The sequence below is a fragment of the Pseudoalteromonas sp. NJ631 genome, assembly GCF_000276645.1.
In the GTDB taxonomy this organism is placed as follows: Bacteria; Pseudomonadota; Gammaproteobacteria; order Enterobacterales; family Alteromonadaceae; genus Pseudoalteromonas; species Pseudoalteromonas piscicida.
Genome location: NZ_AKXJ01000004.1, coordinates 310,703 through 329,348, shown reverse-complemented (window position 1 = coordinate 329,348; position 18,646 = coordinate 310,703). Strand labels below are relative to the sequence as shown.

The 18,646-nt window shown below is 43.4% G+C and carries 9 protein-coding genes; 2 read left to right on the top strand and 7 right to left on the bottom strand.

Annotation, left to right across the window (positions count from 1 at the left end; genetic code table 11):
- Positions 1 to 4 precede the first annotated feature (4 nt).
- From A587_RS0110250 to dapE, 6 genes are all read right to left on the bottom strand, one after another.
- Entirely contained in the window at positions 5 to 961 is a 957-nt protein-coding gene (locus tag A587_RS0110250; protein ID WP_017217505.1) for a sterol desaturase family protein, read from the bottom strand.
- Positions 954 to 2,618 (bottom strand): phytoene desaturase family protein, encoded by a 1,665-nt coding sequence (locus A587_RS0110245; RefSeq protein ID WP_017217504.1) that lies wholly within the window; start codon positions 2,616 to 2,618, stop codon positions 954 to 956. The genes A587_RS0110250 and A587_RS0110245 overlap by 8 nt, the downstream gene beginning before the upstream one ends.
- Positions 2,619 to 2,688: 70 nt before the next feature.
- On the bottom strand, positions 2,689 to 3,225 hold the full coding sequence (fldB, locus tag A587_RS0110240) for a flavodoxin FldB (protein WP_017217503.1): 537 nt from the start codon (positions 3,223 to 3,225) through the stop codon (positions 2,689 to 2,691).
- A 24-nt stretch (positions 3,226 to 3,249) separates the two neighbouring features.
- Positions 3,250 to 4,905, bottom strand: a complete 1,656-nt coding sequence (locus A587_RS0110235; protein ID WP_017217502.1) for a phytoene desaturase family protein — start codon at positions 4,903 to 4,905, stop codon at positions 3,250 to 3,252.
- A 56-nt stretch (positions 4,906 to 4,961) separates the two neighbouring features.
- Positions 4,962 to 14,303: a hybrid non-ribosomal peptide synthetase/type I polyketide synthase gene (locus A587_RS0110230; protein ID WP_017217501.1), complete on the bottom strand. Its 9,342-nt coding sequence runs from the start codon at positions 14,301 to 14,303 to the stop codon at positions 4,962 to 4,964.
- Positions 14,304 to 14,337: 34 nt separating this feature from the next.
- Positions 14,338 to 15,642 carry a succinyl-diaminopimelate desuccinylase gene (gene dapE / locus A587_RS0110225; protein ID WP_017217500.1) on the bottom strand — a complete coding sequence of 435 codons (1,305 nt, stop codon included), beginning with the start codon at positions 15,640 to 15,642 and terminating at the stop codon, positions 14,338 to 14,340.
- A 730-nt stretch (positions 15,643 to 16,372) separates the two neighbouring features.
- Here dapE and A587_RS0110220 point away from each other — a divergent pair.
- The gene (locus A587_RS0110220) at positions 16,373 to 16,687 is read left to right on the top strand and encodes a hypothetical protein (protein WP_010604891.1); all 315 of its coding nucleotides are present in this window, start codon (positions 16,373 to 16,375) and stop codon (positions 16,685 to 16,687) included.
- Between the two features lie 292 nt (positions 16,688 to 16,979).
- On the opposite strand, the gene A587_RS0110210 is transcribed toward A587_RS0110220, so the two are convergent.
- Positions 16,980 to 17,897, bottom strand: a complete 918-nt coding sequence (locus tag A587_RS0110210) for a DMT family transporter (RefSeq protein WP_017217498.1) — start codon at positions 17,895 to 17,897, stop codon at positions 16,980 to 16,982.
- 114 nt (positions 17,898 to 18,011) lie between these two features.
- Here A587_RS0110210 and A587_RS0110205 point away from each other — a divergent pair, with 114 nt between their 5' ends.
- Positions 18,012 to 18,491: an Lrp/AsnC family transcriptional regulator gene (locus A587_RS0110205; RefSeq protein WP_017217497.1), complete on the top strand. Its 480-nt coding sequence runs from the start codon at positions 18,012 to 18,014 to the stop codon at positions 18,489 to 18,491.
- Positions 18,492 to 18,646 lie beyond the last annotated feature (155 nt).

Here is an 18,646-nt window from a genome sequence, read left to right as displayed (position 1 = left end):
ACTATCATCCAATATCATGGGTTGTTGATGGCACTTTTTTCGGCCTATTTGCCGTGCGTTTATCAATATTGCTGTAATTTGGACGTTTGCCTTTTGAACTTATAAACCACTTAAAAGGGTGCAAAATACCAAGTCCAATGGCCGAAGGGGCAGGGAATAAATTTGGTTTAGTAACACCAATTTCCTGAGGTGAGCGCTCGGGGTGGTACTGGAAACTGTTAAAGGCTTTATCCCAAATACTTAGTTCAGAGCCGTAGTTTCCTGCTTCTTGTAAGTTGGTACTGTGGTGAAACCGGTGCAACTCGGGGGTTGCAATAAGATGATTTAGCCATCCCATTTTGACATTGATATTGGCGTGTATGAAGTACCCTTGCAATACCGTAAATTGACCGGCAATAAATACGCTTTCGGCAGAAAAGCCTAATAATAGAAAGATAAGTTGAATCGTAACTGCGCTTATAATTACTTCAAATAGATGTACAACAACATTATTACTTGTTGTTACCTTGTTCGGAGTATGGTGAATACCATGAAAGCTCCACAAAGATAGGTACTTGTGCTGCAATCTATGAAGCCAATATCCCGTAAATGAACTAACGAGAATTGCTAGAAACACATTTTGTGACAGTGTTAGTGCATTTTCCTGAGGTGCCAAATAAATGGAGATGGTGCGAATGATGCCCGCGCCAATCGCGCCATAAATCATCACTAAAATGAAATAACGTCCATCTCTTTGCCATTCCTTTTTGCTTGGATGCCAGCTATGCCGAAAAGGATTTATTCTTTCCATCACAACGAAGTAAAAAATAACGAATAAAACGGTGAAAAAAGTAGTGATACCAAGTTCTAGTTTTTCTGTAATCGCAAGCAAACTAATTGCACTAACTATTAAGAAAATGACTGGGTAGCAGAGTATACTCATAGCTTTAGCGGCCCTATTTTTTGTAGCTAAGTTATGCATATTGTTCATTCTCTTTTGGTTGCGTCGCAGTGTTGGCATTGCTTAAAAAAGGCGTAACTCGAAACCGTTTGCTATCTTGTAGACAAAGATATTGGGCTATATGTCTGCCGCTAGCCACGGCCTGAGCTACACCATTTGATGTTCCCCAGTGACCCGAAAAATAGAAATTATCCAAGTGAGGTAAAGTGGGCCCATGTCTGTTGATGTATTTTTCAAACTCTTCTGAGTAAGGAGAGAATGGGTCCCAACCTAATACTGTGCCATTGTAGTTTTTGGTATATCGTTCACAAGTAAGCGGTGTGACAACATCTATAAACTCAACGTTGTTCTCTAATTCCTCAAAGTGCTGAGAAAGAAATTGTAGTATCTTAGAGCCAACATCTTTCTTGGCGACTTTATATTCTACAGAGCGTCTTCGACGGGTGTGACTATTTCGTCCAATACTGATATGTTCGGATTGAACACTGTTTGCGTTTAAATTTTGCCATGGTTGACTGTCAGTAAGGTAAGTAATGTAGAGCACTGACTTACCTTCAGGAGCCTGCTTTGGTAATAGAGTGCTTCTAACTTGTACAGCTATTCCGCCGTGGTTAATACCTATCAACTCTGATTTCAGTTTATCGTCTATTAGATAGGTTGAATAAGGATCATGATCAGTGTAATCCTTATTAACGGCAATAAATACGGCAACTAAGCTAGGAAAAATGATGCCCTTTGGATCGTTATGCAAATGGCTATACATTTTATCCATTACAGGGTGAGGGTAGGCACCCTTTAATAAGTGTTGTGTTGTGTTGTAACTATCGCTTGCGCTGATCACGTAATCTGCAAAGTGTTCTTGTCCGTTGCTTAGTCGGATCCCAATAGCTTTATTGTTCTCAACCAAAATTTGGTCGACTTTCGCTTTATAGTGGATTTTTCCACCTAGTTTTTTCACTCTGCTAGCCAACTTTTTAGCCAATCCTAATGAGCCGACATCCGGAACTCCTATCGTTTTATCCGCGGCATTAGCAATATTAAAAGCGAAGGGCATAACTGGAAAATTCCCAAGTCTGTCATAAATTATCCAGTTAAGAGATTCAGCTAAAATAGGATTATTAAAGCGTTTTGAGTAGTCTTCTATACTGATAGACATTGTGTTCATCAATGTTTTCATGTAGGGAAGCAACTTCCACATCATTTTAGCTTTTTCCCACCATGTCATGAGTCCAGTATTTTTTAGAAATGGAAAGTGGGGACTACAACCAGCTAGTTTTCTAATATAGCCGCAAAACTCTTTAATATGCTTGGTATCTTCAGGAAATTGTTTGATTAAACTTAACTCGAGCTTATCGGGATCTGCGTGGAAGGTAACTTTTTGTCCATCTGGAAAAATTACGGTGTTGAATGTTTTAATATGGTAGATTGAAACGTCATCGAGGCAACCAAGTTCATTCCAAATTAATGACATCTCATCTTTGTGTCCTGTACCTTTTAACCAACTCAAGCACCAATCAAAAGTAAAGTCCTTTCGCTGCCAAGAAGTACAGCATCCTCCGGGAGTTTCATGTAGCTCAAATATTGTCGTTTCGTAACCATTCATCTGGCTGTATGCTGCGGTGCTTAGACCTGACATACCAGCTCCGATAATAATGACTGATTTTGTATTTTTTGACATTGTTATTCCTTGTCATATTCGGCGTGCATGTAATACAGCTAAGCATCGCCGAATAGTTATCTTGATGGTCTTAAGCTGTTTCGCAGGTAAGTTCTTGAAGCACGGCGGCAATCTCTTGGCACCAGTCGTTGATGCGCTGCTCGGTGAGTTCTGGTTGGTTATCATCATCAAGCGACAAGCCGAGAAACTCGCTGCCGTCTTCATTTAGCCCTTTCGATTTGGTGAAGTGGTAACCTGAATTTGGCCAGTAACCAATTGCTGTGGCGCCTTGTTCGGTTAGTTTATCGTGTAAGATGCCGATACCGTCTTGAAACCACTCGTCATAACCAACTTGATCGCCCTGACCGAAGATGGCCACGATTTTTCCGCTGAAATCTTGCTGTGTTAGGCTTTCCCAACGTGACTCCCAATCATCCTGTAAACCACCGTATTCCCACGTTGAAATACCAAAAATCAAAAACTCATAATTCTCGGTTAAGGTTAATTCGGTGTCTGCTATATCAAAGAGGTCAATGGTAAACTGGTTTAGGTTTGCTTTTATTAATTCTGCTGCGGCTTCAGTGTTACCTGTTGTGCTGCCATAAAATAGGCCAATACGAGTACTCATAATATTTCCTTTTAATTCTCTTGGTTAAGCAACATGCTGCTTTTGTTCGCTATAAGATTGAGGTTGGTGTAGTGGGTTTTCACCGATCCAAGCCTGAAACGGCTTGTTATCATCACGGCATACAAAGTGCAGAACATGCCTGCCTGTAGCTGCTGCACGGATCAATCCGCCGGTTGTCACCCAGTGACCAGCCATATAAAAGTTACTAAGGCCAGGCAGTCCCGTTGTCCCGTTGGCATTTATTTCGTCTTCTAAACTTTCACCACTTTCCAAAAATGGCTGCCACGCCAATACCGTTCCTTTGCTGTTGCGGGTATAGCGAACTTGGGTCAAAGGGGTCGCGATGTCGATATATTCGATATGCTCTTTTAGTCCCTCAAAATGAGTGGAGAGCTTATCGATTATAAATTCACCTAAGGTTTTTTTAGCGAGGCGATATTGAACGCTACGCTTGACTCTAGTGTGATGGCGTTTAGTCGCCGTTGTTTCTTGGAAATTATTTAATTCAGCCCACGGCTCATAGGTTGAGAAGTAAGTGATATAAAGCACGGATTTGCCCTCTGGGGCGATATGCGGGTAGTGTACATTGCGCACCTGCACATTGATCCCCGGGTGCGTCATACCAGGGCAGTGGACAAGATCTTGTTGATCTAACAAGTGGGTGCGGCAATGGGGTTGATGGGTATAGTCTTTGTTTACCCCCAAAAACACAGAGACGTATCCTGGGAACATTTGACCATCGGTCTCCCTTAACTCGTCGTATAGCTTGTCTAACACTGGGCTGGAATACTGACCATCAAGCATGTTTTTTACCACATCCGTACCGTCACATGCTGAGATCACGATATCAGCATACATTTTTTGGCCATCGCTGAGCTCGACACCGATGGCTTTGTTGTCTTCGACCAAGATCTTGTGTACTCGGGTGTTGTATATGATGTCACCCCCCAACTTTTTATATCTTGCTTCCATCGATTGTGCGAGACCTAACGAGCCACCTTCGGGCACACCTGCATTTTTTTTCGCCGCGCAGGCCAAATTAAAGTAGAAAGGTAATAGCGGGAAACTAGGATGTTGCTCATAAAAGATAACGTTAAATGCCTTTTGCAGCAGCGGGTGTGAAAACTTAGCGGCAAAGTCCGACATCAATGTCGCCATGGATTTGCGGATTAAATTAAATTTTTTGATAAACGGCCACATCATTTTTAGCTTTTGCCAGCGTGACATAATGCCAACTGGCACCAGAAAAGGATAAGCGTCTATCATTTTGACGAATTCGCGAATGCCATCGCAAAATTGTTTGATGAGTTTCTTGTCAGCGGGAGAAATGCTCAAGAGGTGGGCTTCAAGTTTATCTGGATCTGCGTAGAAATGTACTTCTCCTAATTCTTCATCAATAACTGAATTGAAGATTTCAAAGTCTCTAATTTCTTTATCATCCAGCGCACCTAACTCTTGCCAGATTTGATTCATGCCGTTGCCTGAGCCACTGCCCAGAAGCCAGCTAATACACCAATCAAAAATATAATCTCTGCGTTCCCACGATGTGCAGCAGCCGCCGGGAATATCGTGCAGTTCTAAGATCACGCTCTTGTAGCCGTTCATTTGTGCATAGCTACCGGTTGAGAGTCCACCCATGCCGGCACCTATGATGATCATAGATTGTCTTTGTGTGGTCATAATTCTGTCCTTAAAGTCGTTAGAAAGCCCCAAAGCGATGGCTTTGGGGCAAGCTGTTACTCCACATTTGTTGCTATTTTCGCTTGGCTTTGGGTATCTTGCAGAATACTTTGCATAATTGCGCCGTTGCCTGCCTGCATCATATCTGGCATCAACATTTCCTCATGTTTACCAACTCCCTGATAGGTAATGACCTCGGCGTCTGATGCTGCATCCCAACTGGTTAGACGAGCAGCTTCTGCATGTGCATTTTGCTCGACGATAAAGTGCAGTTTTGCGTGAACCTGACCTAGATTTTTCACTTCATAACACCAATCGATATAGTCTCTCGCTTGTGCCAGTGTATGCTCGTGTACCGTATTTGAGCCGGTGTGGCGGGCGAAATGTGCTTTTAACTCTTGCTCAAAGTGCGCGAAGTCTTGTTCCCGCATTTTGATTGTTTCGGTGATCCTGAATGAGTCTAAGATCACTACATCCCCGACACGTTGACCTCGGCTTTCCAGCTCCTTAGCAATCTCAAAGGCTAAATTACCGCCAAGGGAGTATCCAAATAGGGTATAGGGACCATGAGCTTGAATTTGCATAATTTGGTCGGCATAGTCGCTAACCTTAGTGTCACTTTCGAGATAGTTAAAAGAGATCACTTCAGTGTTAGGCAATGCGTCGGCAAATGCCTTGTAGACGATGCTGTAACCACCCGCTGGCGGCAGTGCAAATAAACGACTAGATTGACCCGCATTGAAGATAAGGTAAGGGGACGCGCCCGTTTCTTTTCCTGTTACTACATCTTCAATTGCACTCGCCATGCCATGTAAGGTTGTAAATCTAAATAGCTGATTAACTTCCATTTTGATGCTGAAGGCTGATTGGATCCTGACCATTAGCTCAATCAAATATAAAGAGTTACCGCCGAGGGCAAAAAAGTCATCATGAAGACTAATGGATTTTTGCCCTAGCATATTGGACCAAATCTCAGCGAGCTGCTGCTCAAATAAGGTGGCAGGCGCTACGAATGCTCTTACCAACTCAGCGACTTCAACCTGTGGCAATGCCGCCGCATCGATTTTACCGTTACTCAGTAATGGAAATTGATCAATGGCAACTAGCTTACTAGGTACCATATAGCTTGGTAGCTGGTTCTCTAACTGTTCGAGGACAAATTCAGTACCGACCGCAAGCTCCGACTCAAAGTAGGCAATTAATTGGGTTTGCCCATGTACTTCTATTCCTTTTACATAGCTTCGCTTAATTCCTGGGATCTGGTTGATGCTAGACTCAATTTCTCCTAGCTCAACGCGGTGACCTCGTATTTTTACTTGGTTGTCGATACGTTGCAGAATATGTAGGTTTCCGTGTTTGTCCCACTTACCTAAATCACCCGTTTTATACACCCGTATGGTGCTATTTTCTGATACGGGAAGTTGAATAAATTGACTGGCATTTTTCTCTGGATTATTGAGGTAGCCAAGGCTTACGCCTTGCCCTGCAATTGCAATTTCGCCGACTGCGTTACTCGATACCAATCGGTTTTGCTTATCGAGCAAGATAAGTTGCGTTGCATTGAAAGGCTTGCCGATTGGCACTGTCGTACTGGTTTCTAAGTACTGCTCTGATTCCTCAAAGAAACTACTGTCTATGGTTGCTTCAGATGTGCCGTAGGAGCTAAATAGTCTTGCATCTTCCAATAGCAGTCCTTTTAGTGCACGGTATTCAGCGATTTGCCACTGCTCAGAGCCAACAATCACTCGACGTAAGCTGGTAAAACCAACCTGACTTTGCTTTGCGAATAAGATGAGATTACGAACCACAGAGGGCACAAACTCAATCGTATCAATCTGCTGTGTCTCAATGAGGTCATACAACACCGGCATGTTCAGCATCATATTTTTAGGACACAACACTAAGTGCTTCGCATTGTAAAATGCGCGCGCGAGATCGCCACAAAATACATCAAAGGTTGGACTGGCCAATTGTAAATGATGAGTGGTGGGTGCTAAATCAAATTGAGCTAACCAGTCCACGGCGATCGTAGCCCAGTTTTGGTGGCTAATCTGAACACCTTTTGGCGTCCCCGTAGACCCGGAAGTAAAGACAATATACGCGATGTCATTTGGCTGATGATTTAACGCCAAATTGTGCTCGCTGATTTCATCTCGTTGGCTTTGGAAGCTTTCCCAAAGTAGTGTCGGGTGATCTGATGTTAGCGCTTCTTCGCAAAGTAGTAACGCGCAGCGACTTTGCTCAAGCAACAGCTGCTTGCGTTCATTGGGTTGCTGTGGGTCAATTACCACAAAATGATGACCTGCTTTTAACGTAGCGATACAAGCAACAACTAATGCGATAGATTTTTCAAAATGTAAGGCAATCGTTTGACTAGCTTGATCATCTAGCTGTGAATTGATTAGTCGCGCTAACTGGTTTGCCTGACCGTTCAGTTCGCAATAGCTTAAAGTAGCGGCAAGTTCTCCAGCATTTGCTTCACAGGCAATGCTAAGGGCAGGAAGCTTCGGGCTATGTTGCGCCGCATTTTCTATTTGGCTGACCAAAGTCGGTAATGAAGGTGCGTTTTTTTGACTTTCAGCAAATGTCGCCAAGGCATCTATTGCGTCTGGACTTGCTAAGGTAAGCTCTGAAAGTGGCCGATTTGGACTGTCAACAACCATTCGCGTCAGTGCGATATAGTCCCGAGCTAGCTGCGCTATCGTTTCGATTTCGAATAGGTCGGTATTATATTTTAATGTGCCTTTGAACACGCCATTTTCTTCATAGGTCGAAAGCGTAATGTCAAATTGACCTTCTTCTTCAGGCAGTTCCATGAATTGCATAGGAAAGCCCTTATAGTACGCGACATTATTTTCATCCATATGTGATTGTTCAACGCGGTGATTGAGCATCACAAACATGATCTGAAATACCGTAGAGCGGCTGGCATCATGTTCAATACCAAGCTTATCCACTAACAGCGCAAACGGATATTCTTGGTGATCTAGTGCATTGAGGGTAATGTCTTTCACCTGTGCTAAAAGCGAAGTAAAGTGCGTTTCAGGATCAAACCTTGCGCATAGCGGTAGGGGATTGACAAAGTAACCATAGACGTTTGAAAACTCTGGATTTGTACGACCGGCCACGGGACTGCCAATAATGATCTCATCCTGCTGAGTATATTTATGCATGACTGCGTAATAGATGCTAAGCAACGCCATGAACATGGTGGACCCTTGTGCCTTTGCAAGGGTATTCAATGAAGACGTGAGGGCTTTATCCAACTCAAAATGATATGAATCACCAACGTTGGTGAGTACCGCAGGTCTAGGTTTGTCGGTTGCAAGGTCTAATACGGGGATCTCAGCAGGTAAGTGATTCTGCCAAAACTTATAGTTTGCCGCGCCGCGTGGAGAGTGAACAAAGCGTGTTTCCCAATCGACAAATTTTTCATAGCTTGACGTTATCTCGCTGAGTGCTAACGGTTCACTTTTTGCAAAATGCGCATACAGTGACTGCATTTCATCGATAAACATGTAATTTGACCATGCATCTGAGATGATGTGATAAATCGTCACTGCAAAGTAGTAGCTTTGATCATTCTGCTTATACAAATACAGTCTAAACAGCGGGTCGTGCTCAAGGTCGAAAGGCTGTTCATTGTCTGCAATCATCATAGGTTGAATATCTTCCCAAGACTTACCATGTACATCAATGACTTGCAGTGCATCCTCGCGATGAGTCCAGACTCTTTGATAGGGTTCGCCATCTTTAAAGAAGAAGTTTGTTCTTAACATTGGGTGGCGAGCAACTACAGCACTAAGGGCTTTTTTCAGCGCGTCGATATTCAGGGCACTAGGAATGTGCATCGCGCCGCCGATATTGTAGGAAGCGCTACTTGGGTTGAGTTGATTGATAAACCAAATCGCTTTTTGTCCATAGGAAAGTGGGAATTCAGCTTCCACATTGGCATCAGATACGATAATAGAGTTAACCTTGGTCTCGGAAACCGGCTGAACCTGCGATGTTTCTGTGGTTATGACTTCAAAGCCAAGCGACTCAACGAGTTTGTCATTAAGCTCTATACTTAATTCGTTGATAGATGCACCACTTAGAAGGCGTACAATCGTTAGGGTTTCACCAAAATGGGTGGTGATCTTATTTCTCAGCTCTGTTGCCATAATAGAGTCAATACCGAGATTACCGAGCGATAGATCTAATTCCACTTGCTCTCGTTTACAGCGTAATACTTGGCTGACAGCATTAGCGAGATGATCGGCAACAAGCGGTAACCGAAGCGCGCTGTCTGTTTGCTGGTATAAAGGAGCAAACTCTTGCTCTTGGTGGCTTTGCTTGTCGTTTTCTTGGGTAGCCAAGTGACCAAATAAACTCGGCTTTCCTGCATACCAATTGGTTACTTTGGACCAATCGGCGTCACACACTAAGAGTTGAGGTTGCTCTTGGTCTAGAATACGTTCAAGCACAGCCATCCCCGCACTTGGTGAGATGCAGTTCATGCCCCTTTGGTTCTTGTAATGTTCGGCGAGACCCAACTCTTCAATCATACCAATAGCCCAAGGGCCCCAGTTGATGCTTAGCGCCGGAAGACCTTGATTGCGACGGTAGTGGGCGAGGGCATCTAAGAAAGCATTGCCAGAAGCATAGTTTGTTTGCCCTGCGGTAGTGACTTGAGCTGCGACAGAGGAGAAGAGTACAAAATGCTCAAGGTCAACTTTACTGAGGGCTTTGTGAAGCATCAACGCACCAATCGCTTTGGTGTCAAATACACCGTCAAATGCTCTGGTATCCATATTGCCAAGTAAAGTGTCATTGACGATACCAGCACAGAAAAATAATCCGTTGATTGGTGCTTGTGCACTTAGATGATAAGACTCAAGGGCTGCCTGAAGTTCACGCTCTCGAGTTAAGTCAGTCTGCCATAACGAGACGTTAACGCCCTGACTCTCAAGGTGTTGAATAAACCGAACGCGCTCATAGTTACGGTCGCTTGAGGTAAGTTCTGACCAACTCTTACGCTCAGGTAATTGACTCCTACCAAGCAAAATGAGGTTTCGTGCACCTCTATCGACGAGTAGCTGACAAACTAACTGACCGATTGAACCAAATGCACCCGTGATCAATTGTGCTTTATGGCTTTGCACGCGAGTTGGGAAGGCGGGTTGAAGTGACGTTGCCTGCTCTAAACGAGCAACATAGGCCTGATTTTCCCTAAAAGCAACTTCCCCTTCTTGGCGGTCACTTAATAATCTGGCTGTGATATGTTCGGCATCATTTTGGCCATCAACATCAATGAGGCCACCCCAATTATCAACCAATTCTTGCTGTGCGAGCACTCGGCTAAATCCAGTTAACGAAGCGGACATCACCGCGGTAAGTTGCTCGCTATTAACGAGGCTAGCGTTACGTGTTACCACGTAAAGCGGGAATTTACAGTCTTGTTCCACTACGGTTTTGGCCAGGGTCAACAATGAATGCAGCGAATGACGTTTTTCTCTTTGCAGCTGAGCAAGGGTCAGTGATTCTATCGCGCTGTTATCTAGACTAAAGCAATGCACAACGCCACGAATTTCTTGTTTGCCCAAAGTCTCGATAAGTTGTGACAGGTGATCCCGTGAATCGGGAACTAGCCATGCATGACAATGGTCTCTGTCGATATCAAAGTATTCTCCAGATTTAACGATACAGCTAGAGTGGCCAAGCTTTGCTAAACGGTCGGCTACCTGTTCAGCTGTTCCTGATTGATCTGCGAGAAGCACCCAACGACCCAATGTGTCGGTTTCTTGTATTTCCTGCTCTGGCTCTGCAAGCCAATTAACTTGGTAAAGCCAGCTATCTATGGTTCTGGTGGTGATCCCACTTGCAGCGGAGTCAACACTTTGCGCAATAAAGTTTTTGATAACACCAAAGACTTGACCAGACTCATCACAGAGGTATAAATCACCGACCGTTTTTTCGTCGTCACGATGAGTGATTTGGGTATAACACCAAAAGTCAGTATTGTTCTGCTCGCAAAGTAAGATCTGCTCTAGCATCACAGGTAAGCGGATAGAAAATTGCTGAGCATTAGCACTTGCAAGCTCTGTAAATACTAACGTCTGGAAGCACGCATCTAGTAGACTTGGGTGTAGGGTAAATTGTGTTGTTCGCTCAAGTTGAGTAGGCCAAGAGATTTTGGCAAGCACGCCGTTGTCTGTTGCCCAGATCTGTTCAATGGCTCTAAAACATGGACCATATTCGTAACCAAACTCTTTCAGGTGTGCATAAAACTCATCGTGCTGCTGTGCGCTGGTGGCAGCACTACGAATAGTATTGAGATCAATAGGCTCAGCAAGGTTGGCGCTTTGTACTCGGCGGATTGTCCCTTGAACATGGCGGGTCGTCTTGCCATCTTCAAGGCTCACCACTTTAAAATTCGGTTCATCATGGTGCAAAATGAATTGCACATTGGGTGCATGTTCATTATTCAAAAATAACGCTTTATCGATGACAAACTGGTCGAGTGCATAGCTACCATTGCCCCAAGTCTCTTTGGCTGCAGCATACGCCATTTCAATAAAGCCAGCAGCAGGGAAGAGGGTATTCCCTTGGATTTGGTGACAGCTTAAAAAACTATCGCGATTTGTGTCGGTAACAGCGTTCCAAACATGTTCAGCTTCACTGCGTTTACGGCCCAAGAAAGCATGGTTACTTTGCCCTAAACGCACTTGATTAAAGTACTCAGGCTCGGTCCAAAAGCGCTCTTGCAAGAACGGGTAAGTTGGCAAAGTAGTGAACTTACCTCGACCGTTTATGGCTGACCAATTTAATTCAAAGCCTAAACCAAATAGTTGAGCTGCAGCGTGGTAAAAGGTGTGTTGTTCGTCTGATTTACGGCGCATACTCGAGACCACAACACTTGAGCAACTTTGTTCTTCTGCGGTTTCGGCAATAGATGCACCAAGCACAGGGTGAGGACCTAGTTCCAAAAATGCTTGATAACCTTGTTGTAATATTGCGCGGGTGGCATCAACAAAGCGCACGGCTTGACGGACGTTGAGCCACCAATAGTTAGCATCAAGCTCAGGTCCCTCAGCAAGTGTTCCTGTTACCGTTGAATACAATGGAGTATGTGCGGTGTTAGCTTGAATACCAGCTAAACACTCGAGCAATTCGGCCTTTATCGGTTCCATAAACTGGCTGTGGTAGGGCACTTCAACGCGGAGAAACTTGCAAAACACACCTGCTTCGCTCAGTTGTGCTTCAATACTGTGTAATGCATTTTCTTCACCTGCGAGGGTGACAGAGTTTGGACTGTTTACCGCTGCAACTTCAACTTGGTCGTTGAGATAAGGCGTGACATCACTGTCAGAAAGTCCTACCGCCATCATTTTACCTGTGTTGCGGCATTGATGTTGTAAACGGCTACGATGGACTACGATGGTGCAAGCATCTTTTAATGAGTAGACCCCAGCTTCATAAAATGCCGCCGCTTCACCGGTACTGTGGCCAACGATGACATCAGGGGAAATGCCGTGCTGACGCCACATTGCTGCAAGTGCGACTTGCACGGCAAAGTTTGCCGTTTGAACAAGCCAAGTGTATTGCATGTTTGACGCTGATTCATCGGCAAGCATTTCATCAACCAATGACCAATCTGTAAGCGCTGACATATAGCTATCACACTCATCGATCATCGCTTTAAAAGTTGGCTCTGATTGGTACAGCTCACGGCCCATTGCCCACCATTGCGGCCCCATGCCGGTGAAAACCCACACGAGTTTTTGCTCATCTTTTTTTAGTGTGCGCAATGTACTGGCCGCAGCAAATTCAGCATCATGACTTAATGTTTGCAGTTGTTGTTGCAGATCTTCTGCATTTTTGAAACAAATTGCATGACGATATTGATGGTGTTCACGGCGCTCACCCAATGTGTAGATAATATCATTGAGTGATGCATCGCTGTCTTGCAAAAATTCATTATGCGCTTTGGCAAAGCGATGAATCCCGTGTTGATCTCTTGCACTCAATGGATAAAGTTTTAGGCCATTCTCATTTGCTGGAGGTATTGATGTTACTTCTGGCGCAACAAATTCTTGAATAACCGCGTGGGAATTGGTTCCACCGAAACCAAAGGAGTTTACCCCCGCAACGGCTAAACCTTCATGCTTAGGCCAAGGTGTAAGTTTAGTGGGGATCTCATACGGCGCGTTGGCGTAATCAATCTTAGGATTAATTGATTTTAAGTGTAAATGCGGTGGGATCTGTTTGTTTTGAATGGCTTTGACCGCTTTGAACAAACCAGCCATGCCTGCGGCTGCCTCGGTATGGCCAATATTGGTTTTTACTGAGCCAATGTAGCATTTATCGTCTTGATTACGGTTGATTCCAAGGAGTGTTCCAACTGACTTTGCTTCAATAGGGTCGCCAACAGGCGTGCCTGTGCCGTGCATTTCAATGTACTGCACTTTACCGGGGTCAATATTCGCTTTGGCATAGGTTTCTTTCATCAAGCGCAATTGGGCATCGCCGTTTGGTACCGTGATCCCTTGTGTTTTACCGTCTTGATTTACACCGGTGGCTAAGATCACCGCATGAATTGGGTCGCCATCCTTAATCGCATCATCTAAGCGCTTGAGCACAACGACGCCAGCGCCTTCAGCACGGACATAGCCGTTGGCGGAGTCGTCAAAAGCATGAGAAAAACCAGTCGGAGATAAGAAACCGCCTTTAGACTCGGATACAGTATATTGTGGTGCCAAATGTAATAGCACACCACCTGCGAGCGCCATATTACTGGCCCCGGTTTGTAGACTTTTACAGGCCATATCTAACGCGACAATGGAGGAGCTACAAGCAGTATCGATTGACATGCTGGGGCCATTAAAGTCAAAAGTATGAGAGATGCGATTAGAAAGCATCGTCATCATGACACCCGTCGCAGTGTGAGCATCAATGTTATCAAAATCTGGGTTAGTGAATTGCATAATTTTATAATCAAGCGTAAACCCACCCATAAAAACACCGACCGACTCACCTGCGAGCTCAGATGGCTTTTGCCCACCATCTTCCAACGCTTCCCAAGTTACCTCTAGCAATTTACGCTGTTGAGGGTCCATAAATTCGGCTTCACGAGGCGTGATCCCAAAAAATGCTGGATCAAACTTATCGATATCATCGATATAGCCACCCCATTTTGAGCTCAACTTGCCTTTATTCGCTTTTACAGACGAATAATGAGTACCGATATTCCATCTCGATTCTGGGGTTTCTATGATGCAATCGACACCATGTTTAATATTTTCCCAAAACAATTCAGGACTATTCGCGTGACCTGGGAAACGACAACCCATGCCAATAATTGCTATCGGTAGCGTGTCGTTTGCGGGGCGAACAGAGCGTTCATTTTCGATTGCCATAATGCATTCCTTGAAGTTATCTATTTTCTATTAATTAGCGAAGTTGCAGCAGTTCATCTTGAGCGGTTGAGTGAACATGAAGCGTAGGGTAGAGCAGGCGTTTATAGATGCCGTAGTAAAGCTGTTGAAGCTGGATTAAGTCGGATGTTGTTGTGTGTTCATCTATTTGATGAATGGTTTTGTTCACCAGTCCGAGTTCTAGTACTGAGGTCGATATCTCAGCAATAAAGCGGCCATCGGAAGTTCCCCCTGCGGTCGATAGTTTTGGTGTGAAATGACATTGGCTGTTGATTTCATCGCAGACGATAGCGAGGGATGGCGAAGGGATCTCATCATTATTTACGCAGTAATAGGGTTGACAGGGGTTGCTGGTCGTTAATGCATAATTGAGCGTATGTTCTTCGATGGCCTCTCTTACCAGCTCGACCAATTCATATTCGTCGTATGCGGGTGTATAACGGATATTAAAATTTAGCTGACATTGGCTTGGAATGATGTTGTCAACAAAATCTCCTGAATTTACATGGGTGAATTGCAGCGTGGTCGAGTCAAAGTCATCACAGTGCTTAGGCCAATCCATCGACAATAGTGCTTGCATAATATTTTGTGCTAGATGGATGGCATTGGTCGCTTTTTGAGGGTAAGCCACATGCCCACTTTTACCATGTAAATTGACGGTAAAAGACAAAGCACCACGACGACCGACTTTCAGTGTGTCTGCAACTCGCGCTTCTGAGCTTGGCTCTCCGACCAAGGTAAAATCAAATGCAATACGCTGCTGTTTTAAAAAATGAGCGATCCGCTTGGTTCCGTGTTCCGCTTCGCCTTCCTCGTCGCTGGTGAGTAGCAACCAAAGCTCTTTTTCCGGTACTCCAAATTCTGTTACTAAAGCCTCAATCGCACAGAAAAAGGCGGCAATAGCGCCTTTCATATCAACAATACCTCTGGCGAAGAGACAGCCATTGTGTTCTGTCAGCTTAAAAGGGTTAAACTGCCAATCTTGTGCACTTCCGGCCGGTACTACATCGGTATGACCAAGAAAAGCAAACCTAGCGTCACTATTGTTACCTATACTTGCTACTAAGTTACTCACATCACGAACAGGCAAGTGCTTGATTGAAAAACCCAAAGTCCGCAGCTCTTGTGCTAACCACAGTTGGCACCCAACATCATCCGGCGTGATTGATTTGAATGCGACTAACTGCCGTGCAATGTCAACAACGCGGTGGCTGGCATGTTCATCCTCTTCAATACCTTGAAACTCCTCATGTAGAGCCTCGATATCCTCTAGCGCTTCAGAGACAAGTTCGTAACAAGTGTTTGAAGAAAAGCCATTCATCTCAAAAAACCTTAATGCAGAAGTATGATAAATAGGCAATTAAAAGTGATGCTGTACACATTTTAATTACACCCCGTTCACAAGTTGCGTATTCAAACATTGAAATTATTTTGATGCTAATGATTTTATTTTGACTAAATTAACCTAAATAATTTTATTGTTGTTTTTTGTGGACTAATTATTTTTGTTATTTACAGTCCTGTTTATCTGGTTTTTATATTTGAGTTTTATTGAATTAAGTTTGGTGTAAATGCTCTATGTACTAATATTCTGAATGTCTGAAAAATAATTCCTCTTAATAATCAGTAGTGGGTTTTTATTGCTTTAGCTATGTCTTGTGTTATTCGGAATTAAAAAAGTTATGGTGTTTAGGATAATGAAATTGTGAATTTTTAAATGGTGCGAGTTTATTGTGTAAAACAAGCTATTAAGATAAATGGAATTAACTTTCCTTATCTCTCTTTGTTATCGTTGTGATGTTTTATATGTCAATTTATTCTAATTAATGAGAGACCCAAAAGGTGTGTATTTACGTAAGTGGGCAAGATTTTTTTGTGATGATGCTTTAAGGTTGAAGTTGTTTTTATAAATTTAATGAATTTATTCTTGAGTTGTCATATTTAATGAATAAAATAGCAAGCGCTATAGAGTTTTTATTCAATATTTTGATTACTGTTACAGTGTCTTGCTGTTTTTTATCTATAGCGCTGACTTAAATTAAGGATGAAAAATGAAAAAGCTAATCACCGCACTCGTTGCATTCACTGCATTGTCTGTATCTGCTCAAGAAGTAGAAGAGGCGAAAGCCCTCGTTACTCAACAAAACATTAAAATTGTTGCTATTGGCCAAAGCGGCTGGGATCCAATTTGGAGAGAGCCTACCTGTAGCATCCAAAAAACGGATGAGGATGCTGTTGGTAATGCTTACATGATCAGTCATTACGACATGTGTTTATGCCAAAACAGCAAAAAAGCGAGCTATCTAATTGAAGATACGCAAAGCAACCCTAAGCAAGCTGCGGTTATTTGTTACCTAGAGCAGTAATCTAGTCAACAGCGGCAGAGCAAAGTACTTGCACTTTACTCTGCTTTTATCACTGCTGTTTCCTTTAAGTTCAGATTAGCTAAATTAACTGACTTTTTGCTTCGGTGTGCTAAATAACCTGAGCTGCGGATAATTAATGCCTTTCTAGCAGCCAGTTTTAGCGCTAACTGCGTTGAATTCACTTCCAATAGCCAGCTATTGGTGCGTAAATCCGCCTTGTTTTCCCTAAAACTCTCTGGCTAGACAAGGAAAAACTAAGTTGTGCTTTAGCAACAATGAGTTGGAACACTCCTTATCCAAACCTCAGGTTAAATAACTTGCCTAACTTCCAATCGAACTTTACAGCGCTGACTGCCGTTAAGATTAAAACAATCCCAAGCGTTTGTAGTATCGAAATCGTGTGCTCGAATGCAATAAAATCTACAAACAGCGCCACGACCGGATAAATAAAAGAAAGAATAGCAATTAATGTGGTGCTTAGGCGTTGAAACGCGTCATACATGATCACATACATAAACCCTGTGTTGACGACGCCTAAGAATAAGATGTTACCCCAGCTCGATGAAGTCTCTGGGAAGTGTGCAAAGTCAACCCAAGGCAACAAAAATAAGCCACCAAAAAAGATTTGGATCACAGCAACCACACCGGATGGCACTTGGCTTACCTTTTTCGTCATCAGCGTTGTAATGGTATACAGAAATGCAGCTCCAAGTGCTAGTAGCAGACCAAAAACGGCTTGGTTACTCTCTTGTGCAAAAATCACCGCGACTATTTCTTGATACGGGATCCCAACAACCAACCATAATCCCACCACGGCGATGGCCAACCATAAAAGGATTGCCTTACTTGGATACTGACGATAAAGCACCGCGCTTAATAATACCAACATCAAAGGTTGTAGATGGTATGCGATGATTGAAATTGAAAAAGGAATATAGTCAAACGAGGCGAATAATAGCACCCAGTTTCCGACCAGCGCGATACCGCCGAGCAAGATGGTCATAAAAACAGGACCTTTAAACACCTCTTTTGTCAGTTGCTTTGTTACGAGCACGTATCCAAGAAGGCACAATGCGCCAATAACACAACGTAAAAATACCACATTCCAATAGGATTGTTCTGCACTGACGACAAAGTATCCTATGGTGCCGGACAGCACCATAGCTATTATCATCTCTATTGAACCTTTCTCTTTATCTGAGCCAAACATTGTTCACACCTTGTCATATTCAATTCTATACTTGCATATTACTTAGGGTTTGCCGTATTACTAATAGACAATAAAAGGCTAATTTTTCTAATTTCCTAAAAATGAAAGGCAAAAATGCGAAAACTAATTAATAATGAAAAATGGTCGCTTGATGCGATAGATAGCAAGCTTATAAAGCTGTTAGAAAACAACAGCCGAGTGTCTGTTGCTGAAATGGCCCGGGCTGTGAATATGTCTTCACCGAGTGTGAATGAGCGCATGAAACGTATGGAAGAGTATGGGGTAATTCATAAATACAGTATTGAATTAGACCCAGAAAGCTTTGATTACCCGCTGACGGCGATTGTGCGTATTCGTCAACATCCCGGTAAACTAAAACAACTTGAAACGATGATCCAAAGCATTCCTGAAGTGATTGAATGTGACAAAGTGACGGGAGAGGATTGTTTTTATGTGAGGCTGTGTTTTGAGAGTATGCCTAAGCTAGACGAAATTCTGGATAAAGTCTCGACGCTGGGTGATACCCACACATCGGTGGTGAAATCAACAATAGTCAAACGCAGAAACGTGCCATATCAGATCCGCAAAAGGTAATCGCTAAGCATGGCGAGCAGTAAAGTTTTGACGGGATCAGCAAGGCGCAGCTAAACGTCAACAAATTTATAGTTTGTCACACTTTTTATAGCAATCCTGCCATCAATCTGGTTTTGAGTATGTTAGTATCCGTGCAGCAGTTTTTTACGAGATAG